The sequence below is a fragment of the Streptomyces capparidis genome (assembly GCF_054782095.1).
The window spans coordinates 16,793-35,343 of record NZ_BAAGTD010000013.1; the positions used below are offsets into that span (position 1 = coordinate 16,793).

Genomic DNA, 18,551 nt, shown 5'->3' on the forward strand with positions numbered 1-18,551 from the left:
TTTCATCGGAAGGAGGCACGGGTACGGAGTCTCGAGACGAGCAGCAGCACCAGCAGGGTCGCGGTCATCATGGCCACCGCCTGGGCGGCGCCGATGAAGACGAGGCCCCGGTTGGTGGCCGTGTAGACGGACACCGGCAGGGGCAGCCAGTCCGGGGGGTAGAGCATCATCGTGGCGCTCAACTCCCCCATGGACAGCGCGAAGCACAGCCCCAGGGCGGCTCCGAGAGCGGGCAGGAGGAGCGGCAGCTTGACGGTCCACAGCACGCGGGCCGGCCGCGCGCCCAGGCTCGCCGCGATCTGCTCGTAGGCCGGGTCGAGCCGCTCCAGCGCGGCGGCCACCGCCTGGTAGGCGAACGCGGTGACCAGGACGGTGTGGGCGAGGATCACGATCCACGGGGTGCCGTTGAGCAGGAACGGGGGTTGGCTGAACGCCACGAGCAGGGCGAGCCCGACCACCACCGACGGCACCGCCACCGGCAGCGTGAAGAGGGCGTCCGCCGCCTTGCGCGGCGCGCCGCCGAGCCGGTGGATGGCCAGTGCCGCCCAGGTGCCGGTCAGCAGGGCGGCCAGTGACGCGGCGAGCGCGGTGAGCAGTGAGGTGGTCAGCGCGTCGACGGCGCCGCCCTCGTGGATCGCGCGGTAGTGCTCCAGCGTCGGCCCGGACGGCAGCACCCCGCTCCAGTTCGTGGAGAAGGACGCGGTCAGCACCACGGCGAAGGGGAGCGCGAAGACGGGCAGGAACAGCAGGAGGAACGCGCCGTGCAGCAGACGACGGGTCCGCTTGTCATGGATGAGCACGACGACCTCCTGCCGTACGGGACACCACGACGCGGTACAGGCCGTACAGGGAGATGGACAGCGTCACGTTGACCACCGCCACGGCGCAGGCTCCCGGGTAGTCGAACTCGAGGATGGCCTGGGTGTAGACCAGCAGGGGAAGGGTGACCACGTCCTTGGCGCCGGTGAACAGCACGATGCCGAAGTCGTTCAGGCACAGCACCAGGACCAGCGAGCCGCCGGCCGCCAGGGAGGGCAGCGCCTCGGGCAGGATCACGGTCCGGATGACGCGCAGCGGCCGGGCGCCGAGCGAGGAGGCCGCCTCGAGCTGCGCGGTGTCCACTTGGGAGAAGGCCGCCAGCAAGGGACGCATCACGAACGGCGTGAAGAACGTGATCTCCGCCAGGACGACGCCCCAGGGGGTGGTGAGGAAGTCCACCGGGCCTTCCCGCGCGCCGGTGACGTCGGTCCACAGGCCGTTGGCCATACCCGCCGAGCCGTAGATGAAGACCAGGGACAGGGCGATGAGGAAGGACGGGAAGGCCAGGAAGATGTCGATGAACCGGGCGATCAGCCGGGAGCCGGGGAAGGGCAGGAAGGCGATGATCAGGGAGAAGAAGAAGCCGAGGATCAGGCAGCCGGCGGTGGCCGCGGACGCGATCCACACCGTCGCCCACAGCGCCTCCCGGAAGGCGTCGGAGTCGAAGGTCTCGCGGTAGACGTCCAGGGAGTACCCGCCCGACGCCGGGGACACCGACTCGCGCAGCACCAGGAACAGCGGGTACAGCAGGGCGAAGGTCATACCGGCCAGGGGCACGAGCAGCCATGTCCAGGCGGGGACCCGGCGTGCGGCGCGTGGCCGTGGTGCCTCGGTGCCGGGCGCGGGCGGCGTGGTGGCGGCGGTCGTCACGCCAGGCTCCCGATGTGCCCGGCGGCGGTGGCCGGGCGTGCCGGGAGCTGGGAGCCGATGGGGAGGAGGCCGGTGTCCTCGGGAGCGAAGTACACCGTCACCCGCCGGCCGACGGCCGGCGGGTCGCGCAGTTCGGCGATGTCGGCCTTGACGCGCTGCCCGTCGTCGAGGTCCAGGTGCAGCCGGTGGGTGCTGCCGCGCCACTGCACGTCGGCGACGACGGCACGCAGGGCGTTGGCGTCCGGGAAGGGGCTCAGGCGCAGCGCGTGCGGGCGTACGCACAGCAGCGCGGAGCCCTCCTCGGGGAGCGGGCCGGTCGCGGGCAGGGTGAAGGTGGCGTCGCCATGGGTGACCGTGATCACGCCGGTCTCCACGTGGCCCGCCACCTGGACCGGCAGGAGGTTGGCATCCCCGAGGAACGAGGCGGTGAACTCGGCCCTGGGGTGGTGGTAGAGCTCCTGGGGAGTGCCGCACTCCACGAGGCGGGACTGCCGCATCACGGCGATGCGGTTGGCGAGCGTCAGCGCCTCCACCTGGTCGTGGGTGACGTAGAGGATGGACACCCCGGGCAGTTCGCGGTGGATCCTGGCCAGTTCCGCGAGCATCCCGGAGCGGAGCTGCGCGTCGAGCGCGGACAGCGGCTCGTCCAGCAGCAGGACCTCGGGCTGGATGGCGAGCGCCCGCGCGATGGCCACCCGCTGCTGCTGTCCTCCGGACAGCTCCCTCGGGTAGCGGGTCGCGAACTCCGACATCCCGGTCATGTGCAGGACCCGGGACACGCGCTCGGGGATCTCGGACCGCTTCACCCGGTGGGCCTTGAGGCCGTAGGCGACGTTCTGCTCCACGCGCATGTGCGGGAACAGGGAGTACTGCTGCACCACCATGCCCACGCCGCGGCGGTGGGGCGGGAGGGCGGTGACGTCCCGCCCGCCGATGAACACCCGGCCGCTCACCGGAGTCACGAAACCGGCCACGGCCCGCAGTGCCGTGGTCTTCCCGGACCCGGAGGGGCCGAGCAGGGCCATGACCTGGCCACGGGGCACCGTGAGGTCGAACGAGTCGAGTACGGTGTTCTTCCCGTACGCCACTGTGACACCGCGAAAGGCGATGCCGGGCACGGAAGACGCGTCGGCGTCCCTCGGTTCTGCTTGCCGAGGCGGCTGGACAATGCCGTCCTTCAATGCTTCCCCCTTGGAATGAAGAAGTCGCCAGGCGCGTTGGGGCCGACTTCGCGGCGCGCGACCCGGCTCATGCGCTCCGGTGCACCTTGTGCTGCGCGGCTTGCGCCAATGGCCGGATCACCATGAGATCGACGTTCATGTGGGGTGGGCAGTCAACTGCCCACCTGACGGCTTCGGCGACGTCTTCCGCTTGCAGCGGATGGTCGACACCTGCGTAAACAGCCGCGGCTTTCTTCGCGTCACCGCGGTAGCGGTTGAGGGAGAATTCCTCGGTGTGCACCATGCCCGGCGCTATTTCGACGACCCGCACCGGCCGGCCGCACAGTTCCAGACGCAGCGTCGCCGCCAGCGCGTGGGCGCCGTGCTTGGCCGCGCTGTACCCTCCACCGCCTTCGTAGCAGGTGAACGACGCCGTCGAGGTCAGCAGGACCACGCAGCCGTCCCCGCTCGCGAGCAGGGCGGGCAGGAGGGCCTGGGTGAGGTGGAGGGCCCCCAGGACGTTGACGTCGAACATCCGCCGCCAGTCCGCGGGGTCGGCGGTGGCCACGGTCTCCGTGCCGAAGGCTCCGCCCGCGTTGTTGACCAGCACGTCGCAGCGATCCAGGCGGGCGGCGAAGGCGTGCACCGCCTCCGGGTCGGTGACGTCGACCACCTGGGCGTCCGCCTCACCGCCCTCGGCCCTGATCCGGTCGGCCACCGCCGCCAGGCGCTCCCCGCGGCGTGCCACGAGTACCGGCCGGTACCCCGAACGGGCGAGGGATAACGCGGTGGCGGCTCCAATACCGCCACTTGCCCCGCTGATAACCGCTGTACGCATCGAACACCTTCTGGATAACGGCGAGTCGGGAGCATGGCGGAATCGAGAAGCAGGCCCGTGGCACTGCTGACCGCTGCCTTGGGGTTGAGCGATCTGGAGCTTGGCAGCGTCGATGCCGGTATGTCAATATGAAAAAATGTCTCATACTTGGGTGCCATCCGCCGATGGGCCGTGTTGCGCGCCCCTGAGTCAGCACGTTCTCTCCGCGCACAATGCCGAGGCGCTCGCCATGATGTGCAAAGCGCTCGGCAATCCCGTTCGACTGCGTTTGTTCTCGCGGATCGCCGCCCATCCGGACGGAGAGGCGTGCGTGCGGGATGTGTCGGACGTCGGTGTCTCGTGCCCCACGGTGAGCCATCATCTGAAGAAGTTGCGGGAGGCGGGGCTCCTCACGTCGGAACGTCGTGGCACATGGGTGTACTACCGGGTGGTTCCCGCGGCGGTCGCGGCACTCGCCGGTGTCCTGGGCTGACGGCGCGCCCCCGCGCCGCGCCCGCTTCGACGGCGGCGGTGTGCGGGCGCAGCCGCTTCCCCGATGGCCCCGCTCCCGTCGCGGCGGCGATCCGGAGTACCCGCCCCGGGGAGGGCGGATGGCGCGACGGGGGTGTCCGCGGCGACGGGAGCGGGTGGCCACCGAAGGACGTCAGCCGCCACAGCAGCCCGCGGCGGACCCGGGGTCCGCGGGAGCGGCGAGGGGAAGCGCGGAACCGGCGGGCACCGCCTCCGGAGCCGGGCCGCAGCATCCGCCCTGCTCGCTGTCGGTGTCGATGTCCGTGGAGCACACACCGGTCTCGGGCAGTTCGAGCTGGACCCGCAAGGCGGCGTCCCAGTCGCCGTCCAGGGCGGCCACCACCGAGCGGGCCTGTTCGTAGCCGGTGGCGAGCAGGAACGTGGGGGCACGGCCGTAGCTCTTGGCACCGACGACGTAGAAGTCCTTCTCGGCGTGCGCCAACTCCGCGGCGCCGTGCGGGGGCACGGTGCCGCACGAGTGCTCGTTGGGGTCGATCAGCGGTGCCAGGGCGCGGGCGGACGCCAGCACGGGATCCACGTCCAGGCGGATCTCGGCGGCGAGCGAGTGGTCGGGGCGGAAGCCCGTCGCCGCGACGATCCGGTCCGTGGTGACCTTGCGTTCGTTCCCGTCCAGGTCGCGGCCGATCACCACGGCGTGGTCGGCGGCGGTGACCACCCGGTGCACCCGGAAGTCGGTCAGCAGGGTGATGCGCCCCGACTCGACCAGTGCGCGCAGCCGGGTGCCGATCGCCCCGCGCCCGGGCAGTGCGTCGGCGCTCCCCCCGCCGTAGACGCGCTCGGCGCCGCGACCGCGGATGGCCCACTTGACCACGGTGCCGGGAGCCTGTTCGGCGAGCCGCGCGAGGTCGATCAGGGTGTTGGCCGCCGAGTGGCCCGCTCCCACGACGAGGGTGCGCTTGCCCGCGTGGAGCGCGCGGTCCGCGCCGAGGACGTCCGGCAGGGCGTTGCCGATGAGGTTCGCCTCGAGCGCCTGCCGCTCACCGAGGGCGGGGAGACCCGTGGCGCCCAGGGGGTTGGGGGTCCGCCACGTGCCGCCGCAGTCGATGACGGCGCGGGCCAGCAGTTCCTCACCGGAGCTCAGCCGGATGAGGAAGGGGGCGTTCTCCCGGTCGGAGGTCTTGACCCTGTCCATCCCGAGACGAGCGACCATGCTGACCTCGGCGCCCAGGCGGACGCGCGGCCTGACGGCCGGGTGTGCCGCGAGCGGGGCGAGATACGCGTCGACCAGCTCGTTCCCGGTGGGCATCCGGTCCTCCTCCGGCGCCCTCCACTCCGTCTCCTCCAGCAGCCGGCGCGCGGCCGGGTCGATGTTGAAACGCCAGGGGCTGAAGAGCTGCACATGTCCCCAGGCCCGGACCGTGGCGCCGACCTCCTGTCCGGACTCCAGGACCACGTGCTCCATACCGCGCTCGGTCAGGTGGGCGGAGGCCGCCAGGCCGACCGGACCTGCTCCGATCACTGCGACAGGTAATTGTCCGGGCGGTCGTACTGGCGAAGCTGTCATGTTGTCCCCTCGTTTCTTCGGGTGCCCCCGTGTGGGCGTCGTTCCTGGCGGTCGCTTCCGCCCCCCTTGGCGTCACCGGCAGCACTCGTGCATAGAAGATGACCAACATAGACAGTCATCGAAGAGCTTGAGGAAAAAGTACCGCCGCCGACACGGACGGCTCAAGACGGAGGGGAACATTGATCCCGCGGCCGCTTCGCGGTGCCGGGCGCCCGGCCGTCCGCCGGCGCCCCGGCGGACGGTCCCGCACCCGGCCGGAGCGCTGTCGCGCCCCGGCCCGGTGCGGCTGACTCGGGCTCAGCCCAGGACGAGGTACGCCACCGCCGCGGCGCCCGCCGCGAAGGGGGGCGTCACCAGCCACGCGATGAGGAAGTCGCGCACGGTGTCCCCCTTCAGGCGCGACAGCTTCGTGCCGGCTGTGCCGGAGATCGCCCCGATGGACACCTGGGTGGTGGACATCGGCAGTCCCTGGAACGCTCCCAGGCCGACCAGTGTCGCGGTGGTGGCGTTGGCGGTGAAGCCCTCCTCGTGAGTCATCCTGATCACGTCCTTCGCCAGTCGCTCCCCGATGCGCCGCCCGGCCAGCAGGCCGCCCGCGGCCATCGCGGTGGTGACCGCCAGCAGCAGGTGCGTCGTCGTCATGCCGCCGAGCAGAGCGAACGAGCCGATCGCCACGATCTTGGGCGCGTCGTTCATCCCGCGGGCGAAGCTGGTCAGTCCGCTGGTCAGCCAGTGCAGGTAGGTCAACGTGGAGCCGGCGGTTCCCGCCGGTCTCCCGGGGGACTCGTCGCCGGCCGTGCCCGCTCCCGGCGTCACGGGCACCCGGCGCCGGGAGCGCACGCGTCTGCTCAGCGCCCGCGCGCCCGCCGAAAGGAGAGCCGAGACGGCGTAGGCGACCAGCACGCTCAGCAGGAGCGGTTGCACGACCTTCTCCAGCAGCACTCCCCACTCCACCGACTCGCTGGCGAACAGCATGCCCGCGCCCAGCAGGGCGCCCGTCAGCGCCTGGGTGGTGGACACCGGCAGGCTGCGCCAGGTGGCGAACGCGACCCAGCTCGCGGTGCCGACCAGCACGGCCGCGGCGAACGCCGGCGTGGGTTCGGCGGAGACGATGCCCTTGGAGAACAGCTTCGTCATCTTCGACGCGAACTCCAGGGAGACCAGGCAGCCGACCACCGTGGCCACCGTGCCCCACACCAGGGCGGTGCTGATCTTGGTGACGCCGGCTCCGGCGAGGGTCGCGACGCCTTTGGGGACGTCGTTGGCGCCATTGGCCGCGGCCAGCGCCACGACCATGACAAGAACGAATATTTCCATGATCATCCTTCGGGTTGGCGGTGCCCTTGGAAGCGCGGCGAGGCAGGGTCCGGCACCGGACCCGCTCGCTGCGTGAAGGCTGCGGAGAACCCGCGAGAACCACGGCCGGCCGCAGACGCACCCGTCCGGCGGTGCGATGGAGGGCCGTGGTGGCGGTCGTCCCCCGCGCGCTGCGGGGGACGACCGTGCTGGGACGACGCTCAGAGCGTCGGGAAGGCGCCTGCCGGCGCTGCTGGGCCTACGCGGGGTTCGGTCACCGCGGGCCCGGGCGGCCGGGCGGTTCGGTGGCGAACCGGCCCAGCCAGACGTACTCGTGCGGTCGCAGACGGCACAGGATGCCGTCGGCCCGTCCTTCGAGGGTCTCCATCTGCCCGCGCAGGTGCACCAGCGGGCCGGATCCCGACGGATCGTCCGGCAGGACGTCCGCCGGAGTGAAGTCGAGCTCGGTGTCGGTGGGGTTGTGCACGCACAGCACCCGGTCGTTGGTGCCGGGAGCGGTGCGCAGTACGGCCCACGCGCCGCCGGCGAGGCTGAGCGGGCGGCACACCGCGTCGGGCGCGAAGGCGGCCCGGGCCTGGGGCGGCAGCAGCCCGATGCCCCGCTCGCCGGCACCGAGCAGGGCGGCGCTGAGCGAGCCGAGCAGTGCCCGTACCCGCTCCCGTTCCGCGACGCGGGCACCGGCAACGCCGGTGAACAGCGGCGATCCGGTCATCCGCGGCCCCGGCTCGCGACCGAGCAGGTGCAGGACGGTCGGCGCGACGTCGGCGAGCGTGCCCTCGGCCGTGTGCGGGCCGTCCACCCGCTGTTCGGGGGCGGGCACGAGGACCACGGGCACGGGATTGGTGGTGTGCCCTCCGTAGGGACGGGCGCGGCCGTCGGGACCTGTCCTCGTCATCGTCTCGGCGTTGCCGTGGTCGCCGACCAGCAGCACCCATCGGCCGTGCAGGCGAGCGGCCTCGACGACGCGGGCGACGGCCGCGTCGGTGTGCTCGGCGGCCCGCACGGTGGCGTCGAAGTCCCCGGTGTGCCCCACCACGTCGATGTTCGCGAGGTTGGCGATCACCAGGTCGGTTCCGTCGCGGGCGATCGCCTCGACCACGGCGTCGGCGACCAGGTCCACGTTCATCTCGGGGTGCTTGCGGTAGTCCGGTGGGCCCTCCCCCGTGATGCGCCGGTGCTCCTCGACCTCGCGGCCGCGGCCGTCCCGGCCGTTGACGTAGTAGGTGACGTGCTCGAACTTCTCCGCCTCGGCGATCCGCACCGAGCGCAGACCGGCCGCGGCCAGCTCGTCGGCCAGCCCTCCGGTGGCGTCCGCCCGCTCCACCAGGGCGGGGATGGGGGCGCGGGTGTCGTACTGCGCCAGGCTCAGGACGGTGACGTCGCGGTCCGTGGCGGCGCAGTGCTCCACGACATGGTCGGCGAGCTGCTGGACGCGGTCGCTGCGGAAGTTGAAGAACAGCACGGCGTCGCCGTTCCGGACCGGGGCCACGGCCTGGCCGTCGTCGCCGGTCACCACGCTCGGGACCACCCACTCGTCCCCCTCGTCGTCGAGGGCGTCCTCGGCGCGGCCGACGCGGACGCCGTCGCCGTCGGTGATCGCGGCCGCCGCCCGCGTGGTCAGCGCCAGGTCGCCGGCCTTGTCCAGGGCGTAGCCGCGGCCGATGACCGAGGCGACGCGTCCCGTTCCCGCCTGCCGCGCCAGGCGCGCCACGCGGTCCAGGTACAGCCGAGCGGTGCCGTCCGCGACGTCCCTGCCGTCGGTGACGGCGTGGATCCACACCCGGGGCACACCGTGGGCGGCCGCGGCGGCCAGCAGCTCGGCCAGGTGGTCGACGTGGGCGTGGATCTGGCCGTCCGAGCACAGCCCCACCAGGTGCAGCGCCCGGTCGCCGGCGGCCAGGGCGGCGCACACGGCGCCCAGTCGCTCGTTGGCGCGCAGGCGCCCGGAGTCGATGGCCCGCTGCACCAGGAGGCTGTCGTACGGCAGGGCCCGTCCGGCGCCGATGACCATGTGGCCGATCTCGGAGTTGCCCACGGTGCCCGGCAGCAGGCCGACCGCCTCGCCGGACGCCGCCAGAAGGGTGGCGGGGCACCACTGCCGCAGCTCGTCGAGGACCGGGGTGCGGGCGCGGTGCAGGGCGTTGTCGGGGACGGCGGGTCCCTCGCCCCAACCGTCGAGGACGAGCAGCACGCCGGGGACCCCGGCGGTCGCGCCCGTCACCGTGTGCTCTCCCCGGAGCTGTGGACGCCGTCCAGGGTCTCCCAGAAGGTGGGGAACGACTTCGCGACGCAGCCGGGGTCGTTGATCACGACACCCTCGGTGCGCAGCCCCGCGACCGCGAAGGACATCGCGATGCGGTGGTCGTCGTAGGTGTCGATCACCGCGCCGTGGGGGACGCCGCCGACGATGCGCATGGCGTCGGGGAACTCCTCGACGGTGACGCCCATCTTCCGCAGCTCGGTGGTGACGGCGGCGATGCGGTCGCACTCCTTCACCCGCAGCGAGGCGATGTCGGTGATCAGCGTGGCCCCCTCGGCGAACGCGGCCACCACGGCGAGGGTGGGCACGACGTCGGGCATGGCCTCCATGTCGATGGTGATGCCGCGGAGCGGCCCTCCCTGGAGGGTGACGGAGTCGCCGGTGAGCTCGGTCCGGCACCCCATGTCCGCGAGCGCCCGCACCAGTCCCACGTCTCCTTGGCGGGAGGCGCTGCCGATGCCCGGTATGGTCACCCGGCCGCCGGTCACCGCGGCGGTGGCCAGGAAGTAGGACATCCCCGAGGCGTCCGGTTCGACGCGGACCGTCCCGCCGCGGGGCCGCTGCCCGGCGGGGACGGTGAAACGGCGGTAGCCGTCGCGCTCGACGGTGACGCCCGTCTCGGCCAGCGCCGCCAGGGTCATCTCCACGTACGGCTTGGAGATCAGCTCGTCCTCGATGACGATCTCGGTGTCGGTCTCGGCCCGCACCGCGTTGATGAGCAGGCTGGAGGTGAACTGGCTCGACACCGCGCCGCTGATCGTGGTCCGCCCGCCGCGGAACGTGCCGCCGACCACCCGGATCGGCGGGGAACCGTTGCCCCGCACGGCCGTGGCGTCGACCCCGAGCGGGCCCAGCGCGCGGAGCAGGTCCCCCATGGGCCGCTCCTGCATGCGGGCGTTGCCGTTGATCACCGTGACGCCGTCGGCGTGCCCCGCCATGGAGATGAAGAACCGCAGCGGGGTTCCGGCTCCGCCGAGGAAGACCTCCCCCTCCGGGGCCCGCATCGGCTGCCCCGTGGGGGTGACCCGGATGCTCGCCGAGGCGTGGTCGATCTCGGTGCGCACATGGCCGAGGGCCTCGATCGCCCGGGTCAGGTACAGGGTGTCGTCGGAGAGCAGCGCGCCCTCGATCAGCGTCTCCCGCCCGGACAGGGAGGCGATCGCCAGGAAGCGGTTGGTGTAGCTCTTGGAGCCGAGCACGCGGACCTCGGTGTCGACGGGGCCGCTCGGGACCACCGTCAGCCGGGGGGCCTTGAGGCGTAATTCGGGCGTGTTGGTCATGGGTGTGACCCTCCTGCTTGGGACGGCTGGCGGAGCGGACGGCGTACGGCGGGTCGGCGGAGTAGGGGTGACAGCCCGTCCCGGGAGCACCCTTGAGGTGGTGGTTCGGACCGGTCGGCCCGAGGTCATGCCCCGGGCGGGGCACCTCGGCCTGCCGCCCGCACACCGGGGGCGGCCCTGCGGTCGGGCGCGGCGGCCGCACCGGGTGTGGTGTGCGGCGGGGGAAGCGGCCCGAGTGTCCCCGGCCGGCCGGGATCGGCACATGCCAAGATCGACCTCCCCCCGAGGTGTGACGCAGGCAACAACCTGTGTCCGGAGCATATCGGCGGTCATCAATGCCCCTGGAGATCGATCTCGGCCGTGCTTCCCTCGCGACGCGGAGCCGCGCCGAAGAATCCCGCGCCGGCCGGACGGGGAGCCGCGGAGCACCACGGCTGCGCCGGGTTGCCGCGGCGCGCCGACATGCCCTGGGGCACCCGGCCTGAACTGGCGCGTCCCCGACGACGCACCCGCACGCACACCGGCGGAGTGATCGACTCCTCCCGGACCGGCGGGACTGGCGGCGCGATCCGTTCCGCTGTCGGAACGGAGGAAACCACTCAGATTGTCATGCGATCGAACGTATATCCACGCAGCTCATCGGCGGGGCCCAACCCCGCGCAAGAGGGCTGACGTCGCCTCTTTCATTCGTCCGAAAACCAATCACCGGGTAGGCGAGTATCGGCACCGGTCCCATGGCAGGCGAGCAGACAGTTCCCCCGCGTCCCGGGAGTGAGGCGCAGCCGGGTCCGTCGCGGCCGTACCGCGCACGCCCCACTGCGACGAGATCAGCCGAGCGGGGCTCGCTGTCGCGCTGCCTGGTGAGGCGCGAAGCCGGGTGAGGACCTCGTCCACCGGCAGGTCGTCACCGGTCCTTGGCCCCTCTCCCAGTGGCGCATGCTGCGCTCGCCGGCTTCCGCGAGGCCGGTGGCAGTCCCGCTTCCGCCAACGTGTCGCTCTGCCAAGCACCCAGCCACTTCCTCACCTGGCGCCCGCGGACGGCGTGCCGGCATGCGGCACGCCGGCGGCCGCCCCCGGCCGCGCCGCTGACGCTCGGGCACCCGCCCCCGTGGGGAGCCGTCGGCGGAGACGACTCGCGCGCCCTCACCGCCCGGGCTGGCGAGAGCACAGCGGTCAACCTGCGGCGCCGGGGCGGACTCGGCGAGGACTCCGAACGTGCCGCACGCCGCACGGCGCAGCTCGCCGCGCTGGACCCGGACCGGAGGCCGGCCTGGCCCATCGACTGGCAACGCCACTACGCCATGCTCCGGCCCGGCGACGCCGCGGAGGGGACGGCAGGAAAAGGCGCCAAAGGCCGCACGGAAGGCCCGACGCCTTCCAACGGGGTGTAACCGGGAAGAACATGTACACATCCCACGCGGACACACAGACACCTGGACGGCCGACGAGGGCTCGCAGGAAGTGGCGGTCCGGCTCGGGGTATGGCGCAGCAACATGCGCACCCGCCGTGAACGCCTCACCCACCCCCAACAGTTCGAGCTCTGGACCGGCGCGGCCTCTTCGGCTGAACACGAGAGGCGGTCCCGGCCGGTGGCGGGCCGTCCCCGCGCAGCTTGGCGGCCGGGGGCTGGGTTTCGGGGCGGCCAGGGCGTGGCGGTGGTCGGCTCACGGGCCAGCTCCGGGACAGGAGGGCCCGTTCCGCTGCGTTGCGCGGTGTGACGCAGCCGGTGTGCGGTTGCCCGGACCGGTGAGAGGGCGGCCCGGCAGCAGGGTGCCGAGGTGACGGGCAGCCAGTAACGGTGCCGATGAGGGCTTCGGTGGTGTGCCGGGAGCGGACCTTCAGCCCGCCGGGGCGGCCGAGCCGGCAGGGCTGCGCGGCGCTCTCGGCGACCACACCCTCGTCACCCACGGCCTGGACATCGCCCCCCGTTCCGCTTGCCGAAGCCTGGGACAACAGCGCCGACACCAGGACCCTGGTCGCGGTGACCGCCCGGTCCAACCGGCAAAAGGCCGACCAAGGCCCCACCCCTGGCGCGGAGATCCTCGAGAACCACAGGCGATGGTGGGTACCGCCTGATCGCTGAGGCGGACCGGCAGACCCCATGAAACCGCTCAGCTACCCGGCAGGAGGGTCGACGCCGTGGCATGGCAACTGCGTGAGCATCGGCAGCCAGGGGTGAGGCGGACGGCCCCAGAGGGAGAAGACGTCCGCCTCACCAGGTCAGAGCTCAGTCCTGACGCGGTCGAACAGCTCCACGATCACAGCCCACAGAGCCTTTACTCCCAGGCCAATGGCGACGCGTGAACCCGCCTCCCGCAACCAGCCAGAACGGTCCTGGCCAGGCCGTGCAGTGACCATTTCGCACCTCATCTCTCATCGGACCGGAGTCTGCGCGACGCGGCAGACCTCCCCCTGGTCTCGCCCGTCGCGGGCAGCCACCGGGCCCTCCACGGAGATGAGCACTCCCATCGTAAGAGCGGTGATGCTCACCAGGAGCATGAATCGAACATCTACGGGCCTTGGGCGCGACGGCGCGCGCAGCGGACTCGGCGCGGCGGCCCGTGGGCACTCAGCCCGGCCCGCCGCAACGAGGGCAAGGCGGCGATGCGGCTGTCGAAGAACTCCGGCACCACCGAGCGAATCAGGTGCACCGGGTCGTTCTCCGTGTGGTGGCGGCCGGTGCAGCGGGTCCGCCGCCTGTCCGCTGGTATGACGCGGCTCCTAGCCAGTGGGCCTGACCGTTCTCAAGCATGTCGTCCCACCGCCCGGCCCCGCACGGCGCTGCCCCTGCCGCCGACTTCAGAGCCGTTGTACCCACTCGGTGAGCCGCTCTGCCCAGGCCTTGGCCCGAGCTACGGCGTCCGGGGGCAGCGGGCGGCCGTGAACGGCCTGGTCGGCCAACGTCTTCAAGGCAGCGGCCGCCGAGCGTATGCCTTCATCCGCCCACTCCTGGGTGGCGTCGTCGCGGGCCAGGACAGCGAGGCAGAAGCGTTCGTCATCAAGGGAGTGCCCGGGCGGCAGTCCCTTTCGCCGGCGGTTGGTGTTGACCGCCTGAAGCCAGCCGGGACCGTAGACCTGTCCCAGCCGAGCGGCCAACACGGGGGCCAGCGCGGCGGCGGCGGTCTGAGCGGCGTTGATGATGCGGTTGCGAGGCAGGCGGGCGAACGCGTTCGTGGACGGTCCGCCCGGCGGCGCCGTCACAGGGCGGACCGGCGCCTGCGCCTGCCCCGCCGATGCCTGACGTCCGGTGGGGTTGGCGGCAGCGGTGTTGCGGCGTGCGGACTCGATGCGTTGCTGGAGCCATTCGAGATCGGCCGGAGTGACCAGGCGTGCGGCGAGTAGCCACTCGCACAGGGCCCGTCTGCTGTCGCGTTCGCCGCCGAGTCCTTCGACGCCCGCTGTGGTCAGGAGGTCGCGCACGTCTTCGACGCGCCGGGTGACCTGGCTGCGGGTGAGGCCGAGCAGCGCGGCGATCTGGTCGTAGCCGCAGGGTCGGGGATCGTAGTGCGGGTGAGGGCGCAGGTAGCCGCTCACCAGGGCCACCAGTACCTCCCGGCGAGCGTCTGTGAGTCGCAGGACCGGGATGCGGGTGCTGTACGGATCGGCCGGTGCGGGGGAGGTCGGGGCTCCGTTGGGCCTGGGGTCGGCGTGGAGGGTCAGGGCGTACGTCCATCGTTCGCCGGGCACCAGGACGGTCAGCCGGTCCTGGTCGACCGCCCGCCGACTCAGGGGCCAGCCGGGTCGGGCGACGGGCAGCGGGACGGTGAAGCCGTTGCCATCGGCGATGTGCAGTGCCCGCTTGCTACTGAGGTTCGTGATCCACCAGAAGCCGTCATCGGCTGCGATGCGGCCTGCGATGCGGCTGACACCGAGGTCGGTGGCGTCCAGTCGGACGGTGCAGGAACTGTCCCGCCCGAACGTCAGCTCCTGGTGGCCGGAGAGGGAGTGGATGGTGCCGTCCACCTCGATTTTGAGCGTGTGCACGAGCTGCCTCTTCAGGAGATGACCGGGTCGATCCACACCGCAGTGGCTTCTTCTACGAAGGAGCAGCCAGTGGCGCCGTCGAACTTCAGTTGCATGCGGAATCCGCCGGACAGATCGACGCGTACTTTCTTGGTCTCTCCAGCTACCACGGTTCCCTCCGCCCGTACTTTCCGGTCCACGATGACCGAATACACCACCTCCGCGTCGGTGGGCGCGTCCCACGTCAGGCCCACGCTGGCCTCAAAGGTGCGGTAGCGACGGTCGAGCTGCCACGTCGCACTGTGTTCTGCGCACTCCAACGTGGCGTAGAGAGTGGTCGGATAGTCACGTGTGTCGACGCGCTGCGGTCCCGATTCGAAGCCGCCTCCGTACCCCGTCTCCAGCGGCTGCGGCTCCAACAAGGACAGTGGTCCGCCCGTCCTCGACGGAGAAGGAACAGAAGTAGGCGAAGAAGTAGGGGAAGGAGAGGAGGTTGATTCCGTGGTGGACGGAGCGTCGGCGGTGGGCCCGTCACTTGCGGAGGCGCCCTTGCCGCTGGCGGCGCTGTCGCTGTCTCCGGTGATCAAAGACGCTGCGGTGATGACGACGACAGCCAGCAGCAGTGCGGCCCCGACCAGTAAGAATCTCGCCTCGGCACGGCTACGGACGGGGAGTGCGGCAACCAGCCTCGCCATCGGCGTGCCGGTGTAGCCCGCATCCTTCACACTTCGGCCCGCGTCTTCCCCAGTTCCCGCCGTTGCCGCTCGTTGGGTGCCGGGCCGTGGGGGCGGCAGTGGGCCTGTCTGAGGTATCACGGTCGAGCTGTGCAGGCGCAGACCGCGGATGAGCTCACCGCAGGTGGGCCGCCGGTCGGGGTCCGGATCAAAAGGGGCCAGCAGGTGCTGCACGATGTGGGTTTGCTCGCCGAGGATCGGGATGGTCTCCAGGCCGGCCCGTATCTGGGCCGGGTCGGCCGGTGGGTGCTGCCCGGTGAGCATGTAGTACACCAGCCCACCGAAGGCGTAGCGGTCGGAAGCCGGGCCGTAGGAGCCGCGTGTGAGCACCTCCGGGGCGCAGTAGCCGGGGGTGCCGGCGGCGAACGCCGTGGTGTGGCGGGCGACGCGGAACAGCCCGAAGTCGACGAGGACCGCCTGCCCGTCGGGGTTGACCACGACGTTGCCCGGGGTGACGTCGCCGTGGATCACCTCGCGTCGGGAGGAGGTGGCCTGGCCGGAGTGGAGCCAGTCGAGCACATCGGCCACCTGGCCCAGGCAGCGCATCACCGCCCCGCGGTGTTCCGGGCCGAAGTGAGCCGGCCCCCAGTCGCGTAGATCGTGTCCGTCGACCCAGTTCATGACCAGGTACAGGGTGCGAGCGCCGACCTCGCTCTGCCCGGCCGGGTGCATCCACGCGCCTTCGAACCAGCAGTGCACGCTGACCACTCCGGGGTGCTGGATCAGGCGCAGCAACTCCACCTGCTGGGCCCAGCGGTCCCGCCAGGCCTCGACCTCCTGGTGGTGCCCCGGCCGCAGGATCTTCACCGCGAGCCGCTCGCGGCCCCCGGCGAGGGCGACATCGGCCTCCCACAGCTCGGCCTCACCTCCGCTGCCGATCTGCCTGCGTAACCGGTACTTGTCCGGCTCCTCGTCCGGACCGACGTAGAACCCAGTGGAGGTGGGCGGCATGCTGCTTCCTTCCGTGATGGACGGCTTTCGGCCGTTGGCCGAACGTGGCGAACAGCATGCCGCGCCCTGCTCCCCCACGTCGACGGGAAGCGAATCCCCCTTTTCCCCGATTGCCTCAACCAGCCGTTGAACCCGAACAGCACCCCGCAAATCAGCTCTCAGCCAACGACGGTGTGCATCCTGCTGATGATCAGGCAGTACGTCCCTGCAATGGATGGTGCATGCGTGCAGTGGCCGGATGACTCCTGTGGCTGCTGCCCTACGTCATTTGCGGGCGAGGTGCAGGTACAGGTCACCAGCGGGACCGCCTCCCGGCCCGGGTTCGCCGCGCCCGCGTATGCGTAGCGTCTGTCCGTACTGTGCGCCCGCGGGCATGCGAACCCTCACGGTCTTGGTCTGTCCCGTGCCGAGCAGGACCACCCGCACCGCGATCTGCCTCCCTGCGGAGAGTTCGTCGGCGGCCAGGCGCACCTTGCGTTCGATGTCGCGTCCTCGGACGGGGGGCGGCCCACTCGTGGGCGGTGTCCAGGCCGGAGACCATCCGCAGATCTCCGCGGCGAGCCGGTGTGCCTGGGCCACATCAGCAGCAGTGAGCCAGTGGTTGTGGGCCGCGCGGTCGGCAAGATCTTTGAGCAGTTTCACAGTGCGGCGTGATTGCGGTGTCGCCCACTGCTGCGTGGCCGGATCGCGGACGAACAGCTTGAGACAGAAGCGGGCGTCGGTAAGGCCGATTTCGGGCCTGAGTCCCCTTTGTCGGCGCTCTTCGTTGATCTTTTCCAACCACCAGGGTCCGTAGTACTCGACCAGCCGCTGGTGGAGTGCTGGCGCGATCGCCGCAGCGGCCGCGCGTGAGGCTCGGCCCACCTCTTCCCCCGGTTCTAAACGCATGCTCCCCCTCCTCCCAACCGGGCGTCCGAACCCGGTTGGCACCGTACGAAACTGGCGAGAAGGTACTCCGGCAGGGGCAGACATCTCCACCCACCGGCGAGCCGATACCGACAGCCCGACATGCAGGAGCCCGGCCCGCCGGAGTGGCTTCGGACGAAGCGGTGGTCTGCCACTACTCGCCGACTGGACCGCCATCAAGAACCACGGGCAGCCGGCCGCCGAGCACCAGGTGCTCACCGGGCCGGCCGCCAACTACCCCAACGTGCCCGTCACCGCCACCACCGCCTGGCACGCCATTCCGCCGCCCGGGCGGCCCCCGATGCCGGCGCAGGCGAGTATCTGAAGACACAAGCGGATCCACCGCGGGGAGCCTGTCCATGCCTCTTCCCAAGTGCGGGCAGGCAGCGTCCGGCATGGCCACGAGCACGGGTGCGGTGGCGGTGCCGGTGACCACCCGCAGAGTGGCGGGCGTGTCGCGTGATGGCGTCCGGGGCCGGTACCAGGGAGGTGCGCGGGGGGCGGACGCAGATGGAGGATGCCGGGGATGACGAGCAGGGAGCCCGCTCGGCCTCTACGCCGTGAAGAAGTCGATGAGGGCGCGCGCGACCTGGCCGGGCGCGTTCTCCGTGGGGATGTGTCCTGCATCCGGGATACGTATGAGTGTGGTGTGCGGGATCTCGGAGGCGAACCGCTCGGCGTACTCCACCTTCTGGAAGCCGTCGTCCTCGCCCCAGATCAGCAACTTGGGTGTCGTGTTCTGCCGCAGCGCGGGAACGATGTCGCGGGTGTAGCGGTTGTCGGCCGCGCCCACCATGGCCATCCAGGAGCGGCGAACCCGCGCATCGGTCCACGGATCCAGATAGTCCGCGATCCGCTGCTCAGTGGCGGCACCAGCCAGCGCTGAGGTCACGGCTTGCCGGCGGGCGGCGAGGATCTCGGCGGCGGTGGTCGCGGCGACGACCTCCGGGTCCCGGAACCGGGCCACGCTGGACACCGGCCAGGAGTCGTAGGTGACCGAGTTGACCAAGGCCAGCCGGGACACCTCCAACCGATCACGGACGAGGAGGTGCTGGGCGACGGCGCCTCCGATGTCATGACCCGCTACGGCGATCGGCCCGGAGAGGTTCAGCGCGGTGGCGAAGCGCGCCACCCAATCCGCGAGGGCCGGGACCGCGCCCGTTTCCAGGGTGAGTTCGCCTCCCGAGCGCCCAATCCCAGGGAGGTCCACCGCGACGGGCCTCAGCCCCGCCTCGGCGAGGCGGTCCAGCACCGGAAGCCAGACCCGGCTCCAGTACGTTCCGTGCAGCAGCAACACGGCCGGGCCGTCCTGCTCCACGGTCAGGTAGCTGGCCGTCTCGCCGTCGACCTGGACCCCGGTTCGCAGCACTGCCGTTTCGACGTTTTCGCTCATGGGTCCACTGTGACCGGGGCCGGC

The 18,551-nt window shown here is 71.5% G+C and carries 12 protein-coding genes and 2 pseudogenes; 2 read left to right on the forward strand and 12 right to left on the reverse strand.

Going from position 1 to position 18,551, the window contains the following annotated elements:
- Nucleotides 1-2: 2 nt before the first annotated feature.
- The 4 genes from ACYVO2_RS12985 to ACYVO2_RS13000 all read right to left on the reverse strand — a co-directional run bounded on the left by ACYVO2_RS12985 (nucleotide 3) and on the right by ACYVO2_RS13000 (nucleotide 3,687).
- Nucleotides 3-800: an ABC transporter permease gene (locus ACYVO2_RS12985; protein ID WP_461007887.1), complete on the reverse strand. Its 798-nt coding sequence runs from the start codon at nucleotides 798-800 to the stop codon at nucleotides 3-5.
- On the reverse strand, nucleotides 787-1,689 hold the full coding sequence (locus ACYVO2_RS12990) for a 2-aminoethylphosphonate ABC transporter permease subunit (protein WP_461007888.1): 903 nt from the start codon (nucleotides 1,687-1,689) through the stop codon (nucleotides 787-789). Before ACYVO2_RS12990 ends, ACYVO2_RS12985 begins: the two co-directional genes overlap by 14 nt.
- Entirely contained in the window at nucleotides 1,686-2,777 is a 1,092-nt protein-coding gene (locus ACYVO2_RS12995) for an ABC transporter ATP-binding protein (RefSeq protein ID WP_461007889.1), read from the reverse strand. The genes ACYVO2_RS12990 and ACYVO2_RS12995 overlap by 4 nt, the downstream gene beginning before the upstream one ends.
- 160 nt (nucleotides 2,778-2,937) lie before the next feature.
- The gene (locus ACYVO2_RS13000) at nucleotides 2,938-3,687 is read right to left on the reverse strand and encodes an SDR family oxidoreductase (RefSeq protein WP_461007890.1); all 750 of its coding nucleotides are present in this window, start codon (nucleotides 3,685-3,687) and stop codon (nucleotides 2,938-2,940) included.
- 136 nt (nucleotides 3,688-3,823) lie between these two features.
- Here ACYVO2_RS13000 and ACYVO2_RS13005 point away from each other — a divergent pair, with 136 nt between their 5' ends.
- Nucleotides 3,824-4,159: an ArsR/SmtB family transcription factor gene (locus tag ACYVO2_RS13005; protein ID WP_461007891.1), complete on the forward strand. Its 336-nt coding sequence runs from the start codon at nucleotides 3,824-3,826 to the stop codon at nucleotides 4,157-4,159.
- A 171-nt stretch (nucleotides 4,160-4,330) separates the two neighbouring features.
- Here ACYVO2_RS13005 and ACYVO2_RS13010 read toward each other — a convergent pair whose 3' ends face one another.
- The 4 genes and pseudogenes from ACYVO2_RS13010 to aroA form a co-directional block, all read right to left on the reverse strand.
- Nucleotides 4,331-5,722: an NAD(P)-binding domain-containing protein gene (locus ACYVO2_RS13010; protein ID WP_461007892.1), complete on the reverse strand. Its 1,392-nt coding sequence runs from the start codon at nucleotides 5,720-5,722 to the stop codon at nucleotides 4,331-4,333.
- A gap of 297 nt (nucleotides 5,723-6,019) precedes the next feature.
- Complete coding sequence (locus ACYVO2_RS13015) at nucleotides 6,020-7,039, reverse strand: inorganic phosphate transporter (RefSeq protein WP_461007893.1); 1,020 nt, start codon at nucleotides 7,037-7,039, stop codon at nucleotides 6,020-6,022.
- Between the two features lie 694 nt (nucleotides 7,040-7,733).
- Nucleotides 7,734-9,260, reverse strand: a pseudogene (gene gpmI / locus ACYVO2_RS13020) (2,3-bisphosphoglycerate-independent phosphoglycerate mutase); the annotation flags it as partial.
- Entirely contained in the window at nucleotides 9,257-10,579 is a 1,323-nt protein-coding gene (gene aroA / locus ACYVO2_RS13025; RefSeq protein ID WP_461007894.1) for a 3-phosphoshikimate 1-carboxyvinyltransferase, read from the reverse strand. The pseudogene gpmI and the gene aroA, both read right to left, overlap by 4 nt.
- Nucleotides 10,580-12,507: 1,928 nt before the next feature.
- Between aroA and ACYVO2_RS13030 the strand changes: the two are divergent.
- Nucleotides 12,508-12,654, forward strand: a pseudogene (locus ACYVO2_RS13030) (HNH endonuclease); the annotation flags it as partial.
- 725 nt (nucleotides 12,655-13,379) lie between these two features.
- Here ACYVO2_RS13030 and ACYVO2_RS13035 read toward each other — a convergent pair.
- The 4 genes from ACYVO2_RS13035 to ACYVO2_RS13050 all read right to left on the reverse strand — a co-directional run bounded on the left by ACYVO2_RS13035 (nucleotide 13,380) and on the right by ACYVO2_RS13050 (nucleotide 18,527).
- Entirely contained in the window at nucleotides 13,380-14,564 is a 1,185-nt protein-coding gene (locus ACYVO2_RS13035; protein ID WP_461007895.1) for an FHA domain-containing protein, read from the reverse strand.
- An 11-nt stretch (nucleotides 14,565-14,575) separates the two neighbouring features.
- Complete coding sequence (locus tag ACYVO2_RS13040; protein ID WP_461007896.1) at nucleotides 14,576-16,228, reverse strand: protein kinase domain-containing protein; 1,653 nt, start codon at nucleotides 16,226-16,228, stop codon at nucleotides 14,576-14,578.
- Nucleotides 16,229-16,492: 264 nt separating this feature from the next.
- Nucleotides 16,493-17,116 (reverse strand): DnaJ C-terminal domain-containing protein, encoded by a 624-nt coding sequence (locus tag ACYVO2_RS13045; RefSeq protein WP_461007897.1) that lies wholly within the window; start codon nucleotides 17,114-17,116, stop codon nucleotides 16,493-16,495.
- A 571-nt stretch (nucleotides 17,117-17,687) separates the two neighbouring features.
- Nucleotides 17,688-18,527, reverse strand: a complete 840-nt coding sequence (locus tag ACYVO2_RS13050) for an alpha/beta fold hydrolase (RefSeq protein WP_461007898.1) — start codon at nucleotides 18,525-18,527, stop codon at nucleotides 17,688-17,690.
- Between the last annotated feature and the right edge of the window lie 24 nt (nucleotides 18,528-18,551).

Excerpts from the sequence above, each read along its gene's own strand:
- ACYVO2_RS13000 (WP_461007890.1), bottom strand. The coding sequence starts at position 3,687 with ATGCGTACAGCGGTTATCAGCGGGGCAAGTGGCGGTATTGGAGCCGCC.
- ACYVO2_RS13005 (WP_461007891.1), top strand. The coding sequence starts at position 3,824 with ATGTCTCATACTTGGGTGCCATCCGCCGATGGGCCGTGTTGCGCGCCC.
- ACYVO2_RS13010 (WP_461007892.1), bottom strand. The coding sequence starts at position 5,722 with ATGACAGCTTCGCCAGTACGACCGCCCGGACAATTACCTGTCGCAGTG.
- ACYVO2_RS13015 (WP_461007893.1), bottom strand. The coding sequence starts at position 7,039 with ATGGAAATATTCGTTCTTGTCATGGTCGTGGCGCTGGCCGCGGCCAAT.
- aroA (WP_461007894.1), bottom strand. The coding sequence starts at position 10,579 with ATGACCAACACGCCCGAATTACGCCTCAAGGCCCCCCGGCTGACGGTG.
- ACYVO2_RS13040 (WP_461007896.1), bottom strand. The coding sequence starts at position 16,228 with ATGCCGCCCACCTCCACTGGGTTCTACGTCGGTCCGGACGAGGAGCCG.
- ACYVO2_RS13045 (WP_461007897.1), bottom strand. The coding sequence starts at position 17,116 with ATGCGTTTAGAACCGGGGGAAGAGGTGGGCCGAGCCTCACGCGCGGCC.
- ACYVO2_RS13050 (WP_461007898.1), bottom strand. The coding sequence starts at position 18,527 with ATGAGCGAAAACGTCGAAACGGCAGTGCTGCGAACCGGGGTCCAGGTC.